The organism is Nocardia otitidiscaviarum NBRC 14405, assembly GCF_000308635.1.
GTDB classification, from domain to species: domain Bacteria; phylum Actinomycetota; class Actinomycetes; order Mycobacteriales; family Mycobacteriaceae; genus Nocardia; species Nocardia otitidiscaviarum.
On record NZ_BAGD01000100.1, the window covers coordinates 70,282 to 91,309 of the forward strand.

The following is a 21,028-nucleotide window of genomic DNA, read 5'->3' on the forward strand; positions in this document are numbered from 1 at the left end:
TCAACTGGCGGCGCGCAGCGGTTCGAGCCGAACCTCGAGTCGCAGTTGCAGCGCGGCGGCCAGACGTTCGAGCACGGGAATCGTCGGCATCGTGCCCCCCGCCTCGAACCTGGCCACCGCCGGTTGTTTCAGTCCGGCGAGCTCCCCCAGCTCCGCCTGTGTCAAACCGAGTTCCTCACGGCGCTGTCGCACCGCAGCACCGAGTTCGAATCGAATACGAGCCGCGTCATACGCCGCGCCCGCTCCCGGGCGTCCCATGATCTCGGCGCGCTTCTCGGCCCAACTCCGTCGTTCGCCCATGGATCTCACTCCTCCTCCACGGTATGAGCCTCGGCAATGCAGCGCTCCATAGCCCGCACAGCCCGCTCGATCTCAGCGGTCTCCCGCATTCTCCGCTTCCGGAAAACCGTCAGCCAGAATGATCCGCCTGTCCGACCCGACCCAGTAGGTAATCCGCACAGCGTCACGGGCGAGATGGAATCGAAGCTCACGTAGCTTCCCGTGCAATTGCCTGGTGTACGGCTCGCCCAGCAGGACTCCCCGCTCAGCCAGGAGATCGACGTAGAACGCCACCGTCTCCTGATCGTCTTGGTCGAGCGAGTCGAACCACTCGTCGACCTCCGACTCCAGTTCCACCTCTCCCCAATTCATAACACAGACGTTATATCAGCGGCAAGGGTCGGATCGGCAGTTACGTTGGTACAGGTCGTTCGCCGCGGTGGGGGCGGGTCACCCGGGGGCGGTCATGGCTTGCAGGCGTTCCCTGGTGAACCGCTCGGCCAGCAGGGGGAGGAAGGTCTCCACCTTGGCCTGCCGCGCCACCCGATTGTAGGTGGAGTACAGGAGGTGGTCGATGGTGTGCTCGTCGGTGTGGTCGCCGAATTCCCGTAGTAGGCGGGCGGCGGCGGCCTCGAGTGCGAGTTTCTGATCGAGAGGGAGATCACCGCGCGGATGCGCGGCATGATCGACAGGACTCTGTGTCATCGCGAACTCCGGCAGGTGAACAGTTCGGAGTCGGCGCCCACCGTGGCGGTGTACGCCATGAATAGAGATTGCCGCTGCCGCCTTGCCGGAAAACGAACACCCGGTGAACGGCCGGTGCGCTCACCAGCGGGCGGCGCGGGCCAGCCGATGCGCCTGCTCGTTGAGCGCATGACCGCCGTGGCCCTGAATCCACTGCGCGCGGAAGGGCAGTGGCCTGCCCAGGGCGCGATCGACATGGTCGAGCACCCGGTCCGACACCGGGAAGGGCAGCCCTGCGGCGGCACGTCGCCGGATCGCGGCATTGACGGCGGCCACGGCCTGCTCGCAATCGGAGAGGATACGCAGTTCCCGCTCGAACAGCTCGGGCGCGGCGGCGGTTTCGCAGATGGCGATGATCTCCGATTCCACCGAACTCCGGCCGTCCACGCAGCGCCCGCCGCGGCTGCGCCCGTCCTCGGCCGCCCAGCCGTACCCACCCACCTCACCGTATCCGGAGGCGTCGGTGGCCACGGTGAGCGGTCCCGACGGTATCCCGCCCGCCGGGCGCGGGGCGATCGGCTCGCTGCCGGGTCCGGGCGGCGCCGTCGACCGCACGGCCAGCCGCAGCCGGTCCGCCAGCTCACCGCCGCCGGTGCCGAACAGCGTGAATCCGGTTCGGTCCCAGCTGTCGCGATGCTCCCACACCACCCGCCGCACGCGGTCCCACAGCGCCCGGTGCGCCCGCCCCACCTCGTCGGCGGCGGCGGTACCGCACCATTCCCGCACGGAATCGGTTGCGGCGTCGACCAGTTCGACGATGATGTCGCGCGAGTCCAGATACCGGCGCAGCGCCTCCCGCCGCTGCACGCGCAGTTCGGCCAACTGCTCGTACCCCTCGACCACGCGCGGCAGCGCCGCCTCGAGCGCGGCGCCCGACAGCGGGCGCGCCGCCGCCACCGCGTCGTCGAGTTCCGCCCGCAGCGTGAGCTCCAACGCCTTGAAGGTGGCGTACCAGCGCTCCGCCACCGCCGGATGGTCCGATCCGGGCACCCGCGCCCCGCCCAGCGCGCGCCGCACCACGGCCACGAATCCCGGCTCGTCCAGGGCCAGCAGGCGCAGCGCCGCCGGAGTCGGCGTATCGGTCAGCCAGCCGTGTGCCACGGCCCATCGCCACCAGTCGCGCGACGGCAGCCGGGTGCGCAGCGGATCGAGTCCGCAGGCGCGCATGGCCGACGCGAACGCCGCCTCGTACTCGGTCGGCAGCAGCAGCGACAGCACCCAGGCGCACACCTGTTCGTAGCCTTTCGGACCCGTGCGCCGCGGCGTGCGGCGGCCCGCCCGCAGCCGGGCCAGGGCGGCGACGCGCAGTGCCTGTGCGCGGTGCTCCAGCTCGGCGAGTTCGGCACGCTCCCGGCGGCTTCCGCCCCGCAGCTTCAGCAGGCACAGGTCCCGCATGAGCAGCGTTTCCCAGTAGTAGAGCGCGTTGACGCGAGGTTCGCGCAGCGCGTCGGCGTGCAGGGCGGTGAGCAGCTCCGGCGCGGCCGTCTCCTCGATCTCCGCCCAGCAGGCATCCAGCAGCGCGTCGAAATCGCTTCGCAGGGAATCGATTACGCTTTCGGAGGCGACGTTCTCGGCCACCTTTCGACGGTAGCCGCCACCCCCGACAGATCGGAGGTCCGCGCCGGTGACACCGTTCAGGCCGACGACAGTTTCGCCAGATTGGGAAAGTTGCTGATCTCCCAGCCGCCGTCCACCACCAGTTCGGTGCCGGTGATGTAGGAGGCGTCGTCACTCGCCAGGAACAGGCACGGCGCGGCGATCTGCTCCGGTGTCGCCGCCACGCCGAGCGGAATCCGTTCCAGGAACATGCGTTCGGCGGGTTCGTAGGCCAGCACCGGGGCCACCAGGGGTGTGTCCACGAGTCCGGGCAGCACCGTATTGACCCGAATCCGGTACGGGGCCAGTTCCAGCGCGGCGCTCTTGGAGAACATGACCACCCCCGCCTTGCCGGTGGAGTAGGCGCTGCCCGCGGGCATGGGGATGCGCCCGTCCAGTGACGAGATGTTCACGATGCTGCCGCCGCGCCCGGTGTCGCGCATGAGCCGGGCCTCGTGCTTGGTGCACAGGAAAACGCTCTTCTGCACCAGGTCGACGGTGAAATCCCAGTCCTCGACCGCCATATCGGTGATCGCGCCGATGCGGGAGCCGCCCGCCACGTTGAAGGCCATGTCCAGGCCGCCGAACCGCGCCGACGCCTCGGCGATCCCGGCCTCGACCTGCTCCTCCACCGTCACATCGGCGGTGACGGGTACGAAGGCGTCGCCGAAGTCGGCGGCGCGCTCGCGGAGCCCGTCGGTGTCGATATCCAGCCCGACCACCCGCGCACCGGCGCTCAGCAGGGCGGCCGCGACGGCCGCCCCGATACCGGAGGCGGCACCGGTCACCACCGCCGTGCGGTCGTCGAATCCACCGTCGCTCACGCCTGTTCCTTTCGTCGTCCGGCGCGCAGGAAGCGGCCGGTGCGTTCGACGCCGAGCGCCGGTGACCGCTGCCCCGCGCCGAAGACGTACCGTCCGTTCACCAGGACCGCCGTGACGGTGTCGTCATTGCGGTTCACCATGCGCGACAGGCCGTCGTACTCCGGGACCGCCTGCTCGGCGTACTCCTCGAGACCGGCGTCCAGCCGTTCGGGATCGACGACGAGTACATCGGCGCGGTCACCCACCCGCAGATGCCCGGCGTCCAGGTCGTACCAGTCCGCGAGCTCGCCGGTCACCCGGTGCACCGCCTGCTCGACGGTCATGAACGGCCGCCCGGCCCGCTCGTGGTCGCGCACCCGCCGCAACAGCCGCAGCCCGAAGTTGTAGAAGGCCATATTCCGCAGGTGCGCGCCCGCGTCCGAGAATCCCAGCTGCACACCGGGATCGGCGGCCAGCCGGTTCAGCACCTCGGGTCGATGATTGGAGATGGTGGTGCGCCAGCGCACCTTGGAGCCGTACTCCACCAGCAGATCCAGGAACGCGTCCACCGGATGCACGCCACCGCGCTCGACGCCCACTTGGCCGAAGGTTTTCCCGATCACGCTGTCGTCGGGGCATTCGGTGATCTCGGCGTCGAAGAAGTCGCGGTGCCACACCCGCGGCCCCCACTTCTTCTCGTAATCCGTGCGGAACCAGCGCCGATACTCCTCCTGCGCGAACAGCTCCTGCCGCCGCTCCAGCTGATCGGACAGGTGCAGTGCCGCGGCACCGGAACCGAACTCCTCGAACACCGGCAGGTCGATGCCGTCGGAGTACACCTCGAACGGCACCGGCAGATGCTGCCAGCGGAAGTCGCCGCCGAGTGCGTTGAGCACCCGCGCGATCCACGGGAAGATGTGCACCACACCCGGAATGGCCTTGATATCGGCCGCCGACAGCAGACTGACCTTGAGGCGGGGCCGGAGGATACCGAGGGTGCTCACCGCCATGGCCACCAGGCTCCGAGGCCGCGCCACATCCGGACCGCCCTGCAGCGCCCGCTCGCGGCGGCGCAGAACCGCGTTGAGCCGCCGCCGTTCCCGGGTGGTGGCGTAGGTGGAGGGCAGTGTGCGGGAGCGGCAGACCTCGCCGTCGAGTTTGTCGAACAGCAGTTGCTGCGAGGACATTCCGACGAAGCCCGCGTCCAGGGCCTCGGTGAGTCGATGCTCCATGGCGCGCAGTTCCGCCTCAGTGGGCCGCACATCGGGCCGGGTGGCCCGGTCCAGCCCCATGAGCGCGACCCGGATGTCGGAATGCCCGATGAAGGCCGCGAGATTCGGGCCCAGCGGCAGCGCTTCGAGGGCCGCCACATAGCCGTGCGCGCTGTTCCAGGTCTTGGCCCCGTCGACGGCGGCGACCACGTGCCGCCGCGGAATGGCCTCCACCCGGCCGAACAGATCACCGGCCTGCGAGCCGTTCACATGAATGGTGGACAGCGAGCAGGAGCCGAGCAGAATCGTGGTCACCCCGTGCCGCACCGATTCCGACAGCGACGGATCGAGCAGCACCTCCACGTCGTAGTGGGTGTGGATGTCGATCATGCCGGGCATGACCCAGTGGCCGGTGGCGTCGATGACGGTGCCGCAACCGGTTTCGTCGAGCGGTTCGGCGCTGACGGCGGCGACGCGGCCGTCCCGGATGCCCAGATGCCGGACGGCCGAGGGCGCGCCGGTGCCGTCGAACCAGCGCCCGCCCTTGATGACGGTGTCGAACACGGAACTCACCCCACTGTCACATCGCGACGCAGCACCTTGCCGGTCACATTGCGCGGCAACGGCTCCGAGCTGATCCGCCACACCGCCGGAACTTTGAAGTACGCGAGGCGCCGCGCTACGAACTCGCGCAGCTCCTCCTCGGTGACGGCGGCCGGATCGGCGACCACCACCACGGCGGCGACCTGCTCACCCAGATCGTCGTGCGGCAGTCCGACCACCACCGATTCCAGCACCGCCGGATGTTCGTCGATGACATTCTCGATCTCGGTCGGGTAGACGTTCTCCCCACCGCGCAGAATGAGATCCGAACGCCGACCGGCCATCTGGAGTCTGCCCTCGCTGAGGAATCCGAAGTCGCCGGTGCGCAGCCAGCGGTGTTCGTCGATGGCGGCGGCGGTGGCGGCCTCGTCGTTCCAGTAGCCGAGCATGACGTAGGGGCTGCGTACGCAGATCTCGCCCGACTCCCCGTCCGGCAGCGCCTTGCCGTCGGGATCGCGGATCTCCACCGAGACGCCCACGATGGGCCGGCCCACCGTCTCCGGATGCGCGGCCAGTTCCACCGGATTGGCCACGGTGGCGGCGGTGCCGCTCTCGGTACAGCCGTAGCTGGTGGTCAGCGCGACCTGCGCGACCGGCAGCCGCTCCCGCAGCCGCGCCTGCAGGGCCGGTGAGGAGGGGGCCGTATTGAGCGAGAAGGCCGTGAGCGAGGACAGGTCGTAGCGCGACAGATCGTGGTGCAGCATGCGGCTGGCCATGGTGGGCACCGCCGCCCAGTGCGTGACCCGCTGGGCCTCGATCAGCCGGCACAGCCGGTCGACGTCGTACGCGCCCTGGTAGATGACCACGGTGTCACCGGTGACGATGCGCGGCACCGCGAGGTTGTGCAGGCAGGCGATGTGGAACAGCGGCGAGGTCATGAGGTAGCGGCGACCGCGCGGCGCGGGATCGTAGTCGCGGCCCAGGAAGCCGTCCACCATGCCGTCGGTGAAGCGGTGATAGTTGCTGATGGCCACCAGGTTCCGGTGCGTGTGCACCACGCCCTTGGGGCGGCCGGTAGTGCCGCTGGTGTAGAGGATCACCGCCGGATCGTCTTCCGCCACGGCCGTTCTCGGGAACTCGCCGCGGTATTCGTCCACCAGCACGGGCAGATCGCGCTCCATGGTGAGCACCGGGATGCGGGTTCCGTTCTCGGCCAGCAGTTCCGCGCGTTTGGCGTCGGCGATCACCACCACCGGCTGCGTGTGCTCGAGCCCGTAGGCGATCTCGCGCGGGGCCCACCACGCGTTGTAGCCGACCGGGATCGCACCCAGGCACTGGGCGGCCCAGAAGGTGAGCACCCAGTCCGGATCGTTGGCGGCGAGAATGCCGATGCGGTCACCCTTGCCGATGCCGTAGCGCTGTGCCAGGGCGGCGGCCAGCGCACCGGCCGCCTCGGCGTGCTCGGCGAAGGTCACGGAGCGCTCGGCGGTGACCAGATAGTCGCGATCGCCGTGGGCGCGTGAGCCTTCCAGCAGTTCCAGCAACGACCGGGCCCGGTCCGCGAGCAGCGGGACGGGTGCGCCCAGCACCTCTTCGACGGTCAGCTCGAACGGTCCGCCCGGACCGGTCAGCTTGGCGGCCACCTGGGCGGCGAGTGCCTGGAGATCGACGGCATTCGTCATGTGTCACGTCCTCGACTGTCGTTCACGGCCGCGTACACGGCTCTCAGATAGGCGTCGCAGCGCTCCGACCCGATCAGGCCGGTCGCCATGCGGTTCATGGCGTAGGCGACGGTGATGCGGTGGTCGAGGTCGTTGACGACCATGGCCCCGCCCAAACCTCCCCACCAGCACACCCGGCCCTCCGGAACGAAGGGCGCGGTCTGCGGTTGCGGCAGACCGTAGCCGATGCCGAAGCGCAGCGGCAGCAGAATCGCCTGATCCACGCCGTCGGACTGCTGCCGGAAGATGAGGTCGATAGTGCTGGGCGACAGGAACTTCCGGCCGCCGAGTACGCCGCCGGTGCTCACGATGGACTGCACGCGGGCGATGGAACGGGCATTGCCGTGCCCGCCCACGCCGCCGATCTCGGCCTGCCGCCAGGCCGGGGTGGCGACCGCGTCGAAATCCAGCAGCGGTTGGAACAGTGTCTTGTAGAGCACGCTGTCCCGTGGCAGCTGGGACTGGTCGAACTGCATCCAGTCCGGCGGTACCAGGGTGGCGATTCGGTCGAAATGCTCCGGGGCCGTGCCGATGTGGAAGTCGGCCCCGAGCGGGCCGGCGAGTTCCTCGGCGAAGAAGCGGCCCAGGGTGCGGCCGTCGATACGGCGGATGAGCGCGTCCACCAGGTGCCCGTAGTTGAGGGCGTGATAGCCGGAGGCGGTGCCCGGCTCCCACCACGGCGGCTGTGCGGCCAGCCGCTGCTGCGACGCCGCCACATCGTAGATATCGGTGAGCGCGATGGGCGCTTCCCAACCGGACACCCCGGAGGTGTGCGACAGCAGGTGGCGCACCTCAATATCCGCCTTACCCGCGGCGGCGAACTCCGGCCAGTAATGCGCCACCTTCCGGTCCACGTCCAACTCACCGCGATCGACCAGGAGCAGAGCGCACAGCGCGGTCATGGTCTTGGTGATGGAGAAGGTGTTGACCAGGGTGTCCGCACCCCAGCGGCGGGTTCGCCCGGGGTCGGCCCAGCCGCCCCACAGATCCACCACCGGCGCACCGTCCACCGTGACGCACAGGGAGGCGCCCAACTCCGCGCCGGATTCCACCTGTTCGGTGAAAGCCGCTCGCACACTCTCGAATTCGTCCACACAGAAACCGGCGACAGTGCCCATTTCCGTCCTCCTAGACCCGGATCGCGGCGCGCGCCGGTACCGGCAGCGCGTATCCCGAGGCGGCGGCGCGCTTGGTTCCCCGCTCCATTTCCTTCATGAGATCGCGCACGTACGGCTCGAATTCGATCTGGATCGTGTGCCGTGGTGAGTCGTAGTAGCGCCCGGTGCGGCGGGCCTCGGCTGCCTCGATATCGGCGTGCATCTCGGCTTGCGAGGGCAGGTGGTAGTTGCCGGTGAGATAGGCGGCCACCAGCTTGGACTGCTGTTCGGCGAAATTCACCAGGGTCGGCAGCGGCTGCGCCAGGCCGAGGTAGAAGAGATTGTCGACGCCGGGCTTGATCATCTGCCGGAACAGCGGGAAGACGTTGCGCTCGTCGGGTTTCAGCGCCGGATCGGCGAAGAACGGGAAGGAGATGTGATAGCCGGTGGCGCACACGATCACATCCACCTCCGCCACGCTGCCGTCGGCGAAGTGCACGCGCGGGCCGTCCAGCCGGGTGATGGCCGGTTTGAAGACGATGTCACCGCAGCCCGCCCGGTGCAGGAATTCCTCACTGGCCGACGGATGCGCCTCGAACGGCAGGTGATCCGGCTCGGGCAGTCCGTAGTTCCGCATATGGCCGCGGTTCTTGACGACGAAGCGCTGCTTGAGCTTCAGGCCCAGCTTGGGCGGCATCCACGCGGGCATGGACGACTTGTCGCCGACCTTGCCGTTCACGTACTTCGGCAGCACCCAGACGCCGCGGCGGGCGGAGAGATAGAACTCCGAGGCGATGAATCGCTGCGACAGTTCGGTGGCGATGTCCAGGCCGGAATTGCCCATGCCCACCACCACGATGCGCTTGCCGCGCATGTCGATGGGGTCGAACGGGTCGTTGTAGGCGTGCGAATGCATCAGCACGCCGTCGAATTCGCCCGGGTAGTCGGGCATGCGGGGATCCCAGTGGTGGCCGTTGCAGACCACCACCGCGTCGTAGACCTCGGTGCGACCGGTGTCGGTGGTGACGGTCCACAATCCGTCCGCGTCGCGGCGCGCGTCGATCACCTTGGTGTTGAAGATGATTCGGTCGCGCAGCCCGAAATGGTCCACGTAGTCCCGGAAATACCGGTGCAGCTGCGAATGGTGCGGGAAATCCGGCCATTCCGCCGGGGCCGGGTAGTCCTCGAAGGCCAGCCGGAACTTCGAGGTGTCGATGTGCAGGCTCTGGTAGCACGCCGACATGCCGTTGGGGTTCTTGAAGTACCAGTTGCCGCCCACCTCGTCGGAGGCTTCGTAGCAGTCGAAGGGGATGCCGTACTCCGCGAGCCGCTTGGCGGCGGTGATTCCGGACGGGCCCGCGCCGATCACACAGACCCGGGGCAATGCGCGTGTATCCAATTCACTCTCCCTGTTCGGCCGCGGGTCACACCGTCGGGCCGGACGTGATGTGCCACACACGCTAACACTCACTTGACAGCGTGTCTAGTGAGTGAACGTACGTCTATCATGGGGGCGTGACCCGGACCGATGAGCACACCCCCGCACCCGCCCGGCGCACCTCGCTGCGCGACGAACAGAAGCGACTCACCCGCAACCGACTGATCGAGGCGGCCACCCAACTGTTCGTCACCCAGGGCTACGCCCAGGTCCGGGTGGACGACATCGCCGCCGCCGTCGGCTGTAGCCGCGCCACCTTCTACCTGCACTTCACCGGCAAACCCGACGTGCTGCGCGCCATCGCCGAACAGGGCACGCTGCCCAGCGTCCAGCACTTCTACGAGGACCTGGACCATGTGCTCGACAGCGGTTCGCGCGCCGAATTCGCGGCCTGGATGCGTCGGGCCATCGCCTGGTTCCAGGAATACAAGGACCTACTGCCCGCCTGGGACGAGGCGACCGCACTGGAACCCGAATTCCGGGAGATCGCCCGCGCGGGCATCCTCGCCCTGCCGAATGTGATGACGTCGTATCTGTCCCGCTGGCCCGAGGCGCAGCAGGACGAGGCGCGGTTGCGCATCGAGTTGCTGGTGGCGCAGCTGGAACGATTCTTCACCCGCTGGGCCATGCAGGGCACCATCGACGTGACCGCCGAGCAGGCGGCCGAGGTGCTCACCGACATCTGGTTCCCGGCACTGCGCACGCCGGGGGCGTGAGCTACGGCGCGCTGGCGCGCGCCCGCTCCAGCTCCCAGAACGCCCGCAGGGCAAGGATTTTCCCATCCGCGTCGACCCGGTAGGTGACGACGGCGTCCACCTCCACCACGATGTCGTCGCGAGTGCTGCGAATGGTGGTCACGAACGCCACCTCGTCACCGCAGGCGAAGGAGTCGGTGTGCCGGAACTCGATCGCACTGCGCGCTATGGCCCTGTCCCAGAACGCCGCGATGGCGCCCCGGCCGCGATGCCCCTCCCCCACCGGATCGTACGGCGACACTCCGATCGGATCCTCCACCCGGGCATCGGCCGCGAACAGCGCGAGCCACTCGTCCCGGCGATGCCCGCGCACGGCGGACTGGGAGGCGAGACCGGCACGGCGGGCGGGATGTTCGGCCATATCGTCATCCTCGCCGCTCCCGGCGAGCACTCGACGCCGCGACTCCGGCTGCCGGACAATCGCGTCCATTCAGTGGGGACGCCCCTCGACACGGCGGCGACACCGAACGCGACCACGAGCGTACGGCGGCGACACCGGACGCGACCACGTACGTGCGACGGCGGGTGACAGTGCGCGAGCACCGCTTTCCGGACGACGGTCGGGAGCGGATCAGCACGTACACCGATCTGGATCCCGCGCGTGTGGCTGGGTCGCGCGCCCCGCGTCGACAGCATCGCCGTGGTGGTCGCGGCCGATCGCCACTTCTGGTGAGCGCCCGGTCCGCCCGCTCAGCGCGGGGTGGGCCGGGTGGCCGGGCCGTCGAGGATCTCGCGGCATTCGGCGGCGGTGTGGCCGGATTGCAGGCAGTTGGCCCAGTCGATCTGGTCCTGTACCCAGGGGTTGGGTTGCGGGGCGGGGCCGGGCTGCTGCGCGGCGGTGGTGGGTGTCAGGGCGGCGGCGGTGGCCACGAGGAGAACTGCGGTGGCCGCGAACCTCTTCATGGCTGTCCCCTCCCGGTGCGCACGATCGTGTTCGCACTCCAGGATGCCAGGAATATGCCGGATTTGCTGGTGGATCGCCGGATCAGGCCACGCGGGCGGCGGTGAGGGTGCGGGCCGCGGCGCGGTAGCGGTCGGCGATGAGGCGAACCACGGCCGGGTGGACGCCGATCGGGTCGGCCACGCCGTCCGCGCCGCACTCGTGCAGGCGCTGGTGGAACAGGCCGTGGGCCAGCAGGTAGGAGGCGATGAAGACGCGGCGCGCACCGGACTCGCGGACCTGTGCGACCACCTCCGGCACCCGGGGCGCGCCCGTGGCGATGTAGGCCGTGCGGACCGGGCTGCCGATCTGCTCCGCGAGCAGCCCCGCGGCGCGCCGCACATCCTGACGGGCGCGGGCGTCCGACGAACCGGCGGCCGCGAAGACCACCGCGTCACCCGGCCGCCACCCGGCCGCCCGCAGCCGCATCCGCATGATCGCCGCCAGCGCCGGATCCGGACCCATCGCGTGGGTGACCGCGACCGCGTCGTGCGCACTCGCGGCCACCTCTCGCGGCACATCCTGATACACGTGGTACCCCGACGCCAGGAACGCCGGAACCACCACGGCGGGAACCGAATCCAGATCCCGCAACACCTCGGCCGGAGACGGCCCGAGCACATCCACGAACGCCGTCCGCACCCGCGGCGCCTCGACGCCGAACCGAACCGGCGCCGCACTCCGCGCTCCGCAGCCGCACGACGGCGCGCCACCCGCACGCGATGCGGCGGACGCACCGGTCGGCGCGGCCCCGCGCACCACGTCGGGAACCGTCGAGTCGTGGGCCATGGCGGCGACCGGGCCCACCCCGTGGCCCACCCGATCGAAGTCGAGGTAACCCGTCCGGTCGCCGTCGGCTCCGTCGCCTACCGCTGCGCCACCGATCACCGAGTCGCCGACCACCGGGTCGCCGACCACCGCACCGAAGGCGGCTCGGCCGCAGGTGTCCGGATCGTGCGCCGACGCGCCTCGCACCACCGAACCCCCCGGCACGGCGACCCCGCGCTGCACCGTGCCCACGCCCGGCGCGGTGACCCGTGCCGGGTGAGTGGAACGCGCCGCGGCGGCGGTGGTTTCGGTCAGCGGTGCCGGTGCTGCCCCGAAAACGGCACCGGCACCGGTCTCGGGGGGCGCGCCGAGTTCGCGCGCCACGGCCTCCGCCAGGGAGGCGATCATCTGGACGCCCTTGGTACTGCGGGTGCCGTGGGCCACCAGCACCAGGGCCGGGGTGTTCACCACGCCCCCAGACTGGGTGCGGGGCGGGTGGGGCGGACCGGCACACCGGAACCCGTGACCGGCGGATTCCCTTGGGCCGGCACGGTCGGACGACCTGCGGGCCGCAGCGCACGGGATGCCGCTGAAGGATCGACCGAACGAGCCTGAGTATCCGCGGGGCGGGCCGAATCCGACGACGCCGATGTGGCAGCCGCATCCACGGCACGCACTGCCTGGGCAGTCCGAGTATTCGCGGCGCGCGCCGAGCGCGAGGAAGCCGGGGCGACTGGCGAATCCGCAGCCGGCACCGGTCGGCCCGCCGCCTGGGCATCCACCGGACGAGCCTGGGGAACCGCTGGGCGGACCGACCCGGACGAAGCCGGTGCGACAGCAGAATCGGCGACACGCACGGGTCGGACCGGAGCCGGGGCGGCGGGGAATTCCGTGTGGGCGGTGACGGAGTGGGCTTGGCGGAAGCTGGCCGACGCGGAGGATTGGTCCGGTCCCGGAGCACGGGGCGGGAAGACCGGGCGCGCACCGGGATTCGTGCCGCGGCCCGGGTAGGGCTGGCGGGGGGCCGAGGTGGCCGGGCGCGGGTTGTCGTAGCTCTCGGTGGGGTCCAGAGCCAGGCGGTAGCCGCGTTTCACCACGGTCTGAATGGCTTTCGGGGTGCCCAGGCCCGCGCGCAGGCGGGCGATGGCGGTCTCCACGGCGTGGGTGTCCTCACCGCCGCCGGGCAGGGCCGCGAGCAGGTCCTCGCGGGAGACGACGCGTCCGGGCTGGCGGGCCAGCGCGCGCATGAGCGCCATCGGGGCGGGGGCGAGCTGGCGCACCTGGCCGTCCACCACCACGCAGCCGCCGCGCACGCTCAGATTGTGGCCACCGGCCTGAATTCGATTGGCGCGCCGGGGAAGTTCCTCGGCCACATGCCGGGCCAGCGCGCCCAGACGGGCGCGACCGGGCATGGAGGTGGGCACGCCCAGCTCCTCCAGCGGCGCGGCGGTGATCGGTCCGACACAGGCGGCCAGCACCCGCCCGCGCAGCGCGTGCAGCACCGCCTCGAGCAGTCCGGTCTCCTTGGCGCGCATGAGCAGCGACGCCACGGCGGGCGCACTGGTGAAGGTCACGCAGTCCAGGCCGGAGGTGACGATCGCCTCGATGAGCCGGTCCATGGGGGTGCGGTCCTCCGGCGGAATCCACCGGTAGACGGGCACCGGCACCACATCGGCCCCGGCCATGCGCAGCACCTCGCAGAAGTCCGGCACCGGCTCCCATTCGGTGGTCGCACCGTGCAACTGCACCGCGATGCGCACCCCCTCGACGCCCTGGGCGAGCAGGTGATCCAGCACCTCGGCCGAGGACTCCGACGCCGGCGACCACTCCTCCCGCAGCTCCGCGGCGCGAATCGCGCCCTTGGCCTTGGGTCCGCGCGCCAGCATGCGGGTGGCCGAGAGCGTCTCGCGCAGTTCCTCGGCCAGACCCCAGCCCTCGGCGGCCTCCATCCAGCCCCGGAAGCCGATGCCGGTGGTCGCCACCGCGATCTGCGGCGGCTCGGCCACCAGCTGGCGCGTCACCCGCTCCAGTTCGGTGTCGTCCGACAGCGGAATAATTCGAATCGCCGGTGCGGTAACGATATTCGCGCCCCGACGCTGGAGCAGGGTGGCGAGTTCCTCGGACCGTCGCGCGGCGGTGATGCCGATGGTGAACCCGGCCAGCGGGGTAGGTGAATCGAGCTCGGTCATGCGGTACCACCGGGAATGTCCAGCGGCTCGTTCGACACCGCGACCACACCCTCGGCCACCCGCACCGCGTACACCGGCAGCGATACCGACCCGTCGTCCAGGCAGCGCCCGTCGATCAGCGAGAACGCCTGCTTGAGCAGCGGCGACGCCACCACCGGCACGCCACCGCGGTCACCGACGATGCCGCGGGACATGACCGCCGCGCGGCCGAAGGGGTCGATATTGCCCACCGCGTACAGCGAGCCGTCGGGCAGTAGGAACAGGGCCGCCTGTCGGCCACCCTTCAACAGAACCGCCACGCCGCGGCCGGGGATGAGGTAATCCAGTCGGCACGCCTGCGTCCAACCGGCAATGGTGGTGGTGACTGCTGAGCTGGGTGTGTCGATCACGGTCATCGGTAACTCTCCTCCGAACGCCTTACCCATTGGTACCGGCGTCCTGTTTCCATGCGGTTAAGCAGTCATTTCCCCGACGTGGCGGTCGAAGATTCCGGCGCGATCTCCGGCATACCCAGCAGGACGGGCACCTTCCGCTCGCCGCTGTCGTCGAAGGAGATGGTCGGATCGGCCTCGTCCGGGGCGTTGACGAAGGACACGAAGCGCGACAGCTTCTCCTCGTCGTCGAGCACCGCGGCCCACTCGTCGCGGTATCCGGCGACATGGGCGGCCATGGCGGCCTCCAGGTCGTCGGCGATGCCCAGGCTGTCCTCGCAGATGACCTGCTTCAGGTAGTCGATCCCACCCTCCAGGGCTTCCTGCCACGGCGCGGTGCGCTGCAACCGGTCCGCGGTGCGGATGTAGAACATGAGGTAGCGGTCGATGTACTTGATCAGGGTCTCGTCGTCGAGGTCGCCCGCCAGCAGCACCGCGTGCTTGGGCGTGAGACCGCCGTTGCCGCCCACGTACAGGTTCCAGCCGTGCTCGGTGGCGATGACGCCGACGTCCTTGCCGCGCGCCTCCGCGCACTCGCGGGCGCAGCCGGAGACGGCCAGCTTCAGCTTGTGCGGGGAGCGCAGACCGCGGTAGCGCTTCTCCAGCAGCACCGCCATGCCCACCGAATCCTGCTGACCGTAGCGGCACCAGGTGGAGCCGACACAGGACTTCACGGTGCGCAGCGACTTGCCGTAGGCGTGACCGGACTCCATGCCCGCGTCGACCAGCCGCTTCCAGATCAGCGGCAGCTGCTCCACGCGCGCGCCGAACAGGTCGATGCGCTGGCCGCCGGTGACCTTGACGTAGAGGCCGAATTCCTTGGCCACCTCGCCGATGGTGATGAGCTGCTCGGCGGTCACCTCACCGCCGGGCATGCGCGGCACCACCGAGTAGGTGCCGTTCTTCTGGAGATTGGCCAGGAAGTGGTCGTTGGTGTCCTGCAGCGCGGCCTGCTCGCCGTCGAGAATGTGATCGCTCGAGGTGGATGCCAGGATGGAGGCGACGGTCGGCTTGCAGATATCGCAGCCGGTGCCGGTGCCGTGCTTGGCGATCAGCTCCGAGAACTTGCGGATACCGGTGGACTGCACGATGTGGAACAGCTCCGCACGCGACTGCGTGAAGTGCTCGCACAGCGACTTCGACACCTCCACGCCCGACTGCTCCAGCAACTTCTTGAGCATGGGAACGCAACCGCCGCAAGAGGTTCCGGCATTGGTGCAGCTCTTGATGGCGGGCACGTCGCAGGCGCCCTCGGCGATCGCGCCGCAGATCGCACCCTTGGACACGTTGTTGCAGGAGCAGATCTGGGCGTCGTCGGGCAGCGCGTCGGCACCCAATTCCGCACCGGCCGGGGAGATCAGCGCGGCCGGATCGGCGGGCAGCGGGCTGCCGACCAGCGGGCGCAGCGCCGCGTACGCCGACGCGTCACCGACCAGGATGCCGCCGAGCAGGGTCTTGGCGTCGTCGGAGACGACGAGTTTGGCGTAGGTGCCCTTGGCCGCGTCGTGCAGCACCACCGACAGCGCGCCCTCGGTGGTGCCGAAGGCGTCACCGAAGCTGGCCACGTCCACGCCGAGCAGCTTCAACTTGGTGGACAGGTCGGCGCCCGGGAACTCGCCCGCACCGCCGAGCAGCCGGTCCGCCACGATCTCGGCGGTGGTGTAGCCGGGAGCCACCAGGCCGTAGCAGACGCCCTCCACGGCGGCGACCTCGCCGACGGCGTAGATGTGCGGATCGGAGGTGCGCAGACCCAGGTCGGTGATCACACCGCCGCGCGGGCCGACCTCCAGCCCGGCGTCGCGGGCGATCTGGTCGCGGGGCCGGATACCGGCGGAGAACACCACCAGGGAGGCGTCGATGACGGAGTCGTCCGACAGCGTGACCTTCAGACCGGCACCGTCTTCCGCCTCCGCGATGGAGGCGGTGCCGACACCGGTGTGCACGTGCAGGCCGAGATCGGTGACCAGGCGTTCCAGGATCGCGCCGCCGCCCTCGTCCACCTGCACCGGCATCAGCCGGGGGGCGAACTCGACCACGTGCGGGGTCATGCCCATGAGCCGCAACGCGTTCGCGGCCTCCAGACCGAGCAGACCACCGCCGACCACCACGCCGACCGCACCCGGACCGGCGGCCTCGGCCGCGGCGCGGATACCGTCCAGATCCTCGATGGTGCGGTAGACGAAGCACTCCGGGCGATCGTGGCCCGGCACCGGCGGCACGAAGGCGTAGGAACCGGTCGCGAGCACCAGCGCGTCGTAGGCGATCACGTCGCCGGTGGAGGTGACCACCTTGCGGGCATCGCGGTCGATGGTGTCGGCGCGCACCCCCAGGCGCAGATCGACCAGCACGTCACCGTCGTAGGTGTTGCCGGGTAGCGCGAGTCCCTCCGCCTGCCAGCTGCCCACGTAGGAGGACAGACCGACGCGGTCGTAGGCGGGCAGCGCTTCCTCGCTGAGCACGATGACCTGCCAGGTCCCGGCCTCGTCGCGGGAGCGCAGGGCCTCCACGAAGCGGTGTCCGACCATGCCGTGGCCGACGACCACCGCGGTCTTGCGTTCGACTGTGTGCGTCATGACAGTCTGTCCTTTCGGTGGGTGGTTTCCGGTCAGGCTCGCGCCGACGTGGACGTGGAAGCGGTGGTGGCGGATTCGGATTCGGCTTTCAGCACCAGCGCCTCGGCCTCGGCGACCACATCGCCGCCGCGGCCGGAGGTCGGACGGCGCAGGAAGACGGCCCAGCAGACCGCCGCGCACACCACGTAGAAGACCATGAACGCCCAGAACGCGGTGGTGGCGGAGTTGGTGGCCGCGTACGAGGAGCGCAGCGCCAAGTTGATGCCGACGCCGCCGAGCGTGCCGATCGCGCCGACGAAGCCGATGAGCGCGCCCGAGGTGTTCTGCGCCCACTGCGTGCGGGATTTCGCGTCACCGGGCAGGCTGCGCGACTTCGCCTCGAACACCGACGGGATGATCTTGGTGACCGCGCCGTTGGCCAGACCCGAGATGATGAACAGCGCCACGAAGCCGAAGATCATGGCCCCGAGCACGCCGCCGGTCAGGCCGCCCGCGCCGTCGCCGATGGCACTGGAACTCGCCACCACCACGGTCGCGGCCGTCATCGCGCCGAACATGTACAGGGTGACCCGGCTGCCGCCGATGCGGTCGGCCCACTTGCCGCCGTAGGGGCGGGCCAGCGAACCCAGCAGCGGACCGATGAAGGCGATGGACGCGGCATGCAGCGCGGCCTGCGCGGGGGTGGACCCGCCCGCCTTGAAGTTGATCTGGAGCACCTGCGCGAAGGCGAAGCTGTAGCCGATGAACGAGCCGAAGGTGCCGATGTAGAGGAAGGCGATGGCCCACGACTGCGGCACCTTGAGCGCCGTGATCATGAAGGACATGTCGGCCTTCTGGTTCTTCACGTTGTCCATGTAGAGCGCGGCGCCCAGCGCCGCCACCACGACCGCGATCAGGTACACCGCGCAGACCACCGAGGCATTGCCGTAGGCGTTGCCCAGGGTCGCGATGACCGCCAGACCGATCACCTGGATCACCGGCACACCGATATTGCCGCCGCCCGCGTTCATACCCAGCGCCCAGCCCTTGAGTCGCTGCGGGTAGAAGACGTTGATATTCGACATCGACGACGAGAAGTTGCCGCCGCCCAGGCCCGCGAACGCCGCCACGATCAGGAACGTGGTGTACGAGGTGCCGGGCTGGTTGATGAAGTACAGGGTCAGCAGCAGCGGCACCAGCAGCGCCAGCGCGCTGAAGATGGTCCAGTTGCGCCCGCCGAACTTCGCGGTGGCGACGGTGTACGGGATGCGCATGATGCCGCCCACCAGCGTGGGGACCGCACCGAGGAAGAACTTGCCGGCGGTGTCGATGCCGAACTGCTCGGTCGGCATGAACAGGACCATGACCGACCAGATCGACCACACCGAGAACCCGATGTGCTCGGCGAAGACCGACCAGATCAGATTGCGCTTGGCGATGTCCTTGCCGCCTGCCTCCCAAGCGGCGACGTCCTCGGCATCCCAGTGCTCGATGTCGTGATTGCGCGTCAACGTGCGGAACAAGGGGCCTCCTGAAATCTGGATAGGCCCCAAGGTAGGAAACCGGTATTGCGCGAATGCTGCGCCAAATGACCGGAGAATCAACGGTTGCTCACGATTCTCCGGATTCGGCCGTGAGAACTACCGCTATGTTTCGTCCATGTGACACAACGGTTTCCGCGTGTCACAGAACGCAGAAATCCCGAATGGCCGACCGTGAGGTGAGATGGCCGTCACCAGCATCTCCGATACCTCACGAGTCGGCAACTCGAACGGTGAATCAATTCCAGCTGTCTTCGAGCATGCGCGGCTTGCAGGCGTGCCAGGCACCGGCCAGCATGACGAACACCGCGACCGACAGCATGGCGAACGGAATCTTCCAGCCCCCGGTCGCCGAATGCAGCAGGCCGAAGACCACCGGGCCGACGCATGCCACGGTGTAGCCGACGCCCTGGGTGAACCCCGACAGCGAGGCCGAACCGGCGGCGGTGCGGGTGCGCATATTGATCAGGGTCAGCGCCATCGGGAAGGTCGACGGGCCCAGGCCCAGCAGCAGCACCCACACCAGTGTGGCGGTCATGGGCGCGATCAGCAGACCGGCGAAACCGACGAAGTAGCACAGCGCGCAGGCGACGGCGACCGGGAAGGGATTCGCCACCCGGCCCACCACCAGCGGCGCGCCCAGCGCCGCCACCAGGCCGATGAGGGCGAAGATACCCACCATGCTGCCGCCGTAGGCCAGGCTGGCCCCGGCGTCGTGCAGGATGGTCGGCAGCCAGGTGAACACCGAATAGGTGATCAGCGAGGTCATGCCGAACATGAACGCCATACCCCAGGCCACCGGTGAGCGCCACACCTTGCCGTCGGGTTGCGCGGTGGTCGGCAGGGCGGTGACATCGGCCTTGGCGTGGCCGCGCCGGTCACGCAGTACCCCGAGCCAGGGCAGCGCTGCGGCGAAGCCGAGCAGCGCCCACAGGCCCAGCGAGATGCGCCAGCCGTGCGCCTCGGCCACCGGGACCGCGACCAGCGCCGGAATCACCGTGCCCAGCTGCACCATGACGATGTAGACCGAGGACAGCAGCGCCAGCCGATCCGGGAAGTAGCGCTTGACCAGCGGCGGAATCACCACATTGCCGATGCCCATCCCGGTCAGCGCCAGCGCGGAGAAGGCCAGCAGCTCCCAGGTCTGCGGCACCAGCGCGCGAATGGCCGAGCCGACGCCGGTCATGAGCATGGCGATGAGCGCGGTGCTCTCCAGGCCGAAGCGGCGCACCAGCACCGGGGTCAGCAGTCCGGCGACGGCGAACATGGCGGTCGGGATCATGCCGAAGACGCCGATGATCGCCGTCGAATAGCCGATGTCCTCCCCGATCTGGGTGGCCAGCGGCGTGAAGGCGGTGACGGCGACCCGCAGCGTGAGCGCCGACATGACAATGGCCGCCAGCACGAGCAAGCGCCCCTCGGTGAGGTGGCGCTTGGCGATGCGGTCGATTGTCGGTCGGTCTTTGACCTCGAGGGTCGTCTCATCCAGGGTCGCAGTCACCGAGAAATCATAGGATGACCCGATGATGTGATGCAACGAATGTGAGGCACGGTACGCTGTCATGCGTGCAACCAGTCCGGCGCACGAGCCTCATCGCCCAGGTGACCGAGCAGCTTCGTGCCGAAATCCGTTCCGGCCGTTGGCCCGTCGGCTCCCGCATCCCCACCGAACCGGAGCTCACCGAGCTCACCGGAACCGGCCGCAATACTGTGCGCGAGGCCGTCCAGGCGCTCGTGCACGCGGGCATGCTGGAGCGCCGCCAAGGCTCCGGGACCTATGTCATCTCCACCTCGAACCTCGGCGCGACGCTCAACCAGTACTTCGCCGACGCCCAGGAACGCGACATCCTCGAGCTGCGCCGCGCCCTGGACACCACCGCGGCCGCGCTGGCCGCCAAACGCCGCGACGAGGCCGATATCGCCGACCTGCGACGGCTACTGGAGGAACGCCGACTGTCCTGGGACGACGACAATCCCGTCGCCATCGAGGCCGATCTACAGCTGCACCGCGCCATCGTCGCGGCCAGCCACAATGCCGTATACCTGGAGTTCTACGATTCCCTGCTCCCGGTCATCGAGGCCGGAATCCGCTCCCGGACGGCCAAATCCGGCGGCTCCTTCGAGGCCGAGCACGTCGAGCTGGTGGAGGCCGTGATCGCGGGCGATCCGGACCGCGCCGCCGCCGCGGCGGACTGCTTCCTGTCGACCCTGCTCGCGGAGTACCCCGACGCCAGGTAACCGACAGGTCACCACTGCGATGTGCGAGAAGTGAGCCGGAATTACTCCGGTTGTCATCGAAAGCGACGTCGTTGTAACGGGCGATTCGTACGGTGGATGCGACCGCGAGGAACCTTTCCGGGCCGATTTTCTTCCAGGTATCCGGAGTTCCCGATGAGGGCTGGTCACATCTCGAGAGGAAT

18 protein-coding genes and 1 pseudogene are annotated in these 21,028 nt (G+C 69.3%); 2 read left to right on the forward strand and 17 right to left on the reverse strand.

Going from position 1 to position 21,028, the window contains the following annotated elements; all coding sequences use genetic code 11:
- The 9 genes from ON31_RS22565 to ON31_RS22605 all read right to left on the reverse strand — a co-directional run bounded on the left by ON31_RS22565 (position 1) and on the right by ON31_RS22605 (position 9,393).
- Positions 1-300: a helix-turn-helix domain-containing protein gene (locus ON31_RS22565; protein ID WP_039816560.1), complete on the reverse strand. Its 300-nt coding sequence runs from the start codon at positions 298-300 to the stop codon at positions 1-3.
- Positions 301-372: 72 nt separating this feature from the next.
- The gene (locus tag ON31_RS22570) at positions 373-651 is read right to left on the reverse strand and encodes a type II toxin-antitoxin system RelE/ParE family toxin (protein ID WP_218007375.1); all 279 of its coding nucleotides are present in this window, start codon (positions 649-651) and stop codon (positions 373-375) included.
- Between the two features lie 78 nt (positions 652-729).
- Positions 730-984: a three-helix bundle dimerization domain-containing protein gene (locus tag ON31_RS22575; RefSeq protein ID WP_029931646.1), complete on the reverse strand. Its 255-nt coding sequence runs from the start codon at positions 982-984 to the stop codon at positions 730-732.
- Between the two features lie 120 nt (positions 985-1,104).
- The gene (locus tag ON31_RS22580; RefSeq protein WP_039816562.1) at positions 1,105-2,601 is read right to left on the reverse strand and encodes an RNase H family protein; all 1,497 of its coding nucleotides are present in this window, start codon (positions 2,599-2,601) and stop codon (positions 1,105-1,107) included.
- A 56-nt stretch (positions 2,602-2,657) separates the two neighbouring features.
- Positions 2,658-3,443, reverse strand: a complete 786-nt coding sequence (locus ON31_RS22585) for an SDR family NAD(P)-dependent oxidoreductase (protein WP_039816564.1) — start codon at positions 3,441-3,443, stop codon at positions 2,658-2,660.
- A complete protein-coding gene (locus ON31_RS22590; protein WP_039816624.1) occupies positions 3,440-5,197 on the reverse strand; it encodes an N-acyl-D-amino-acid deacylase family protein in 1,758 nt (585 codons plus the stop codon). The genes ON31_RS22585 and ON31_RS22590 overlap by 4 nt, the downstream gene beginning before the upstream one ends.
- A 5-nt stretch (positions 5,198-5,202) precedes the next feature.
- Positions 5,203-6,858 carry a steroid-24-oyl-CoA synthetase gene (gene casG, locus ON31_RS22595; protein ID WP_039816566.1) on the reverse strand — a complete coding sequence of 552 codons (1,656 nt, stop codon included), beginning with the start codon at positions 6,856-6,858 and terminating at the stop codon, positions 5,203-5,205.
- Positions 6,855-8,015, reverse strand: a complete 1,161-nt coding sequence (locus ON31_RS22600; protein WP_039816569.1) for an EstA family serine hydrolase — start codon at positions 8,013-8,015, stop codon at positions 6,855-6,857. The genes casG and ON31_RS22600 overlap by 4 nt, the downstream gene beginning before the upstream one ends.
- Positions 8,016-8,025: 10 nt before the next feature.
- The gene (locus ON31_RS22605) at positions 8,026-9,393 is read right to left on the reverse strand and encodes a flavin-containing monooxygenase (protein ID WP_039816572.1); all 1,368 of its coding nucleotides are present in this window, start codon (positions 9,391-9,393) and stop codon (positions 8,026-8,028) included.
- Positions 9,394-9,509: 116 nt separating this feature from the next.
- On the opposite strand from ON31_RS22605, the gene ON31_RS22610 reads away from it, so the two are divergent.
- Positions 9,510-10,148, forward strand: a complete 639-nt coding sequence (locus tag ON31_RS22610) for a TetR/AcrR family transcriptional regulator (protein ID WP_039816574.1) — start codon at positions 9,510-9,512, stop codon at positions 10,146-10,148.
- A gap of 1 nt (position 10,149) precedes the next feature.
- On the opposite strand, the gene ON31_RS22615 is transcribed toward ON31_RS22610, so the two are convergent.
- From ON31_RS22615 to ON31_RS22650, 8 genes and pseudogenes are all read right to left on the reverse strand, one after another.
- Entirely contained in the window at positions 10,150-10,548 is a 399-nt protein-coding gene (locus ON31_RS22615) for a nuclear transport factor 2 family protein (protein WP_039816625.1), read from the reverse strand.
- Positions 10,549-10,877: 329 nt separating this feature from the next.
- A complete protein-coding gene (locus ON31_RS22620; protein WP_039816576.1) occupies positions 10,878-11,090 on the reverse strand; it encodes a hypothetical protein in 213 nt (70 codons plus the stop codon).
- Positions 11,091-11,172: 82 nt separating this feature from the next.
- Positions 11,173-11,916, reverse strand: coding sequence for a sirohydrochlorin chelatase (locus tag ON31_RS22625; protein ID WP_081592662.1), 744 nt, complete (start codon positions 11,914-11,916; stop codon positions 11,173-11,175).
- A gap of 1,022 nt (positions 11,917-12,938) precedes the next feature.
- Positions 12,939-14,084: pseudogene (locus ON31_RS22630) on the reverse strand (uroporphyrinogen-III synthase); the annotation flags it as partial.
- The gene (gene nirD / locus ON31_RS22635; RefSeq protein WP_039816579.1) at positions 14,081-14,479 is read right to left on the reverse strand and encodes a nitrite reductase small subunit NirD; all 399 of its coding nucleotides are present in this window, start codon (positions 14,477-14,479) and stop codon (positions 14,081-14,083) included. The gene nirD and the pseudogene ON31_RS22630, both read right to left, overlap by 4 nt.
- A 65-nt stretch (positions 14,480-14,544) precedes the next feature.
- Positions 14,545-17,088, reverse strand: a complete 2,544-nt coding sequence (gene nirB, locus ON31_RS22640) for a nitrite reductase large subunit NirB (RefSeq protein ID WP_039816581.1) — start codon at positions 17,086-17,088, stop codon at positions 14,545-14,547.
- Positions 17,089-17,120: 32 nt separating this feature from the next.
- The gene (locus ON31_RS22645; protein ID WP_085996471.1) at positions 17,121-18,590 is read right to left on the reverse strand and encodes a nitrate/nitrite transporter; all 1,470 of its coding nucleotides are present in this window, start codon (positions 18,588-18,590) and stop codon (positions 17,121-17,123) included.
- Between the two features lie 256 nt (positions 18,591-18,846).
- Positions 18,847-20,109 (reverse strand): CynX/NimT family MFS transporter, encoded by a 1,263-nt coding sequence (locus ON31_RS22650; RefSeq protein WP_051037625.1) that lies wholly within the window; start codon positions 20,107-20,109, stop codon positions 18,847-18,849.
- 65 nt (positions 20,110-20,174) lie between these two features.
- Between ON31_RS22650 and ON31_RS22655 the strand changes: the two genes are divergently transcribed.
- A complete protein-coding gene (locus tag ON31_RS22655; RefSeq protein ID WP_029931630.1) occupies positions 20,175-20,846 on the forward strand; it encodes a FadR/GntR family transcriptional regulator in 672 nt (223 codons plus the stop codon).
- Positions 20,847-21,028: the final 182 nt, after the last annotated feature.

Excerpts from the sequence above, each read along its gene's own strand:
- ON31_RS22565 (WP_039816560.1), bottom strand. The coding sequence starts at position 300 with ATGGGCGAACGACGGAGTTGGGCCGAGAAGCGCGCCGAGATCATGGGA.
- ON31_RS22570 (WP_218007375.1), bottom strand. The coding sequence starts at position 651 with ATGAATTGGGGAGAGGTGGAACTGGAGTCGGAGGTCGACGAGTGGTTC.
- ON31_RS22575 (WP_029931646.1), bottom strand. The coding sequence starts at position 984 with ATGACACAGAGTCCTGTCGATCATGCCGCGCATCCGCGCGGTGATCTC.
- casG (WP_039816566.1), bottom strand. The coding sequence starts at position 6,858 with ATGACGAATGCCGTCGATCTCCAGGCACTCGCCGCCCAGGTGGCCGCC.
- ON31_RS22600 (WP_039816569.1), bottom strand. The coding sequence starts at position 8,015 with ATGGGCACTGTCGCCGGTTTCTGTGTGGACGAATTCGAGAGTGTGCGA.
- ON31_RS22615 (WP_039816625.1), bottom strand. The coding sequence starts at position 10,548 with ATGGCCGAACATCCCGCCCGCCGTGCCGGTCTCGCCTCCCAGTCCGCC.
- ON31_RS22620 (WP_039816576.1), bottom strand. The coding sequence starts at position 11,090 with ATGAAGAGGTTCGCGGCCACCGCAGTTCTCCTCGTGGCCACCGCCGCC.
- ON31_RS22625 (WP_081592662.1), bottom strand. The coding sequence starts at position 11,916 with ATGGCCCACGACTCGACGGTTCCCGACGTGGTGCGCGGGGCCGCGCCG.
- nirD (WP_039816579.1), bottom strand. The coding sequence starts at position 14,479 with ATGACCGTGATCGACACACCCAGCTCAGCAGTCACCACCACCATTGCC.
- nirB (WP_039816581.1), bottom strand. The coding sequence starts at position 17,088 with ATGACGCACACAGTCGAACGCAAGACCGCGGTGGTCGTCGGCCACGGC.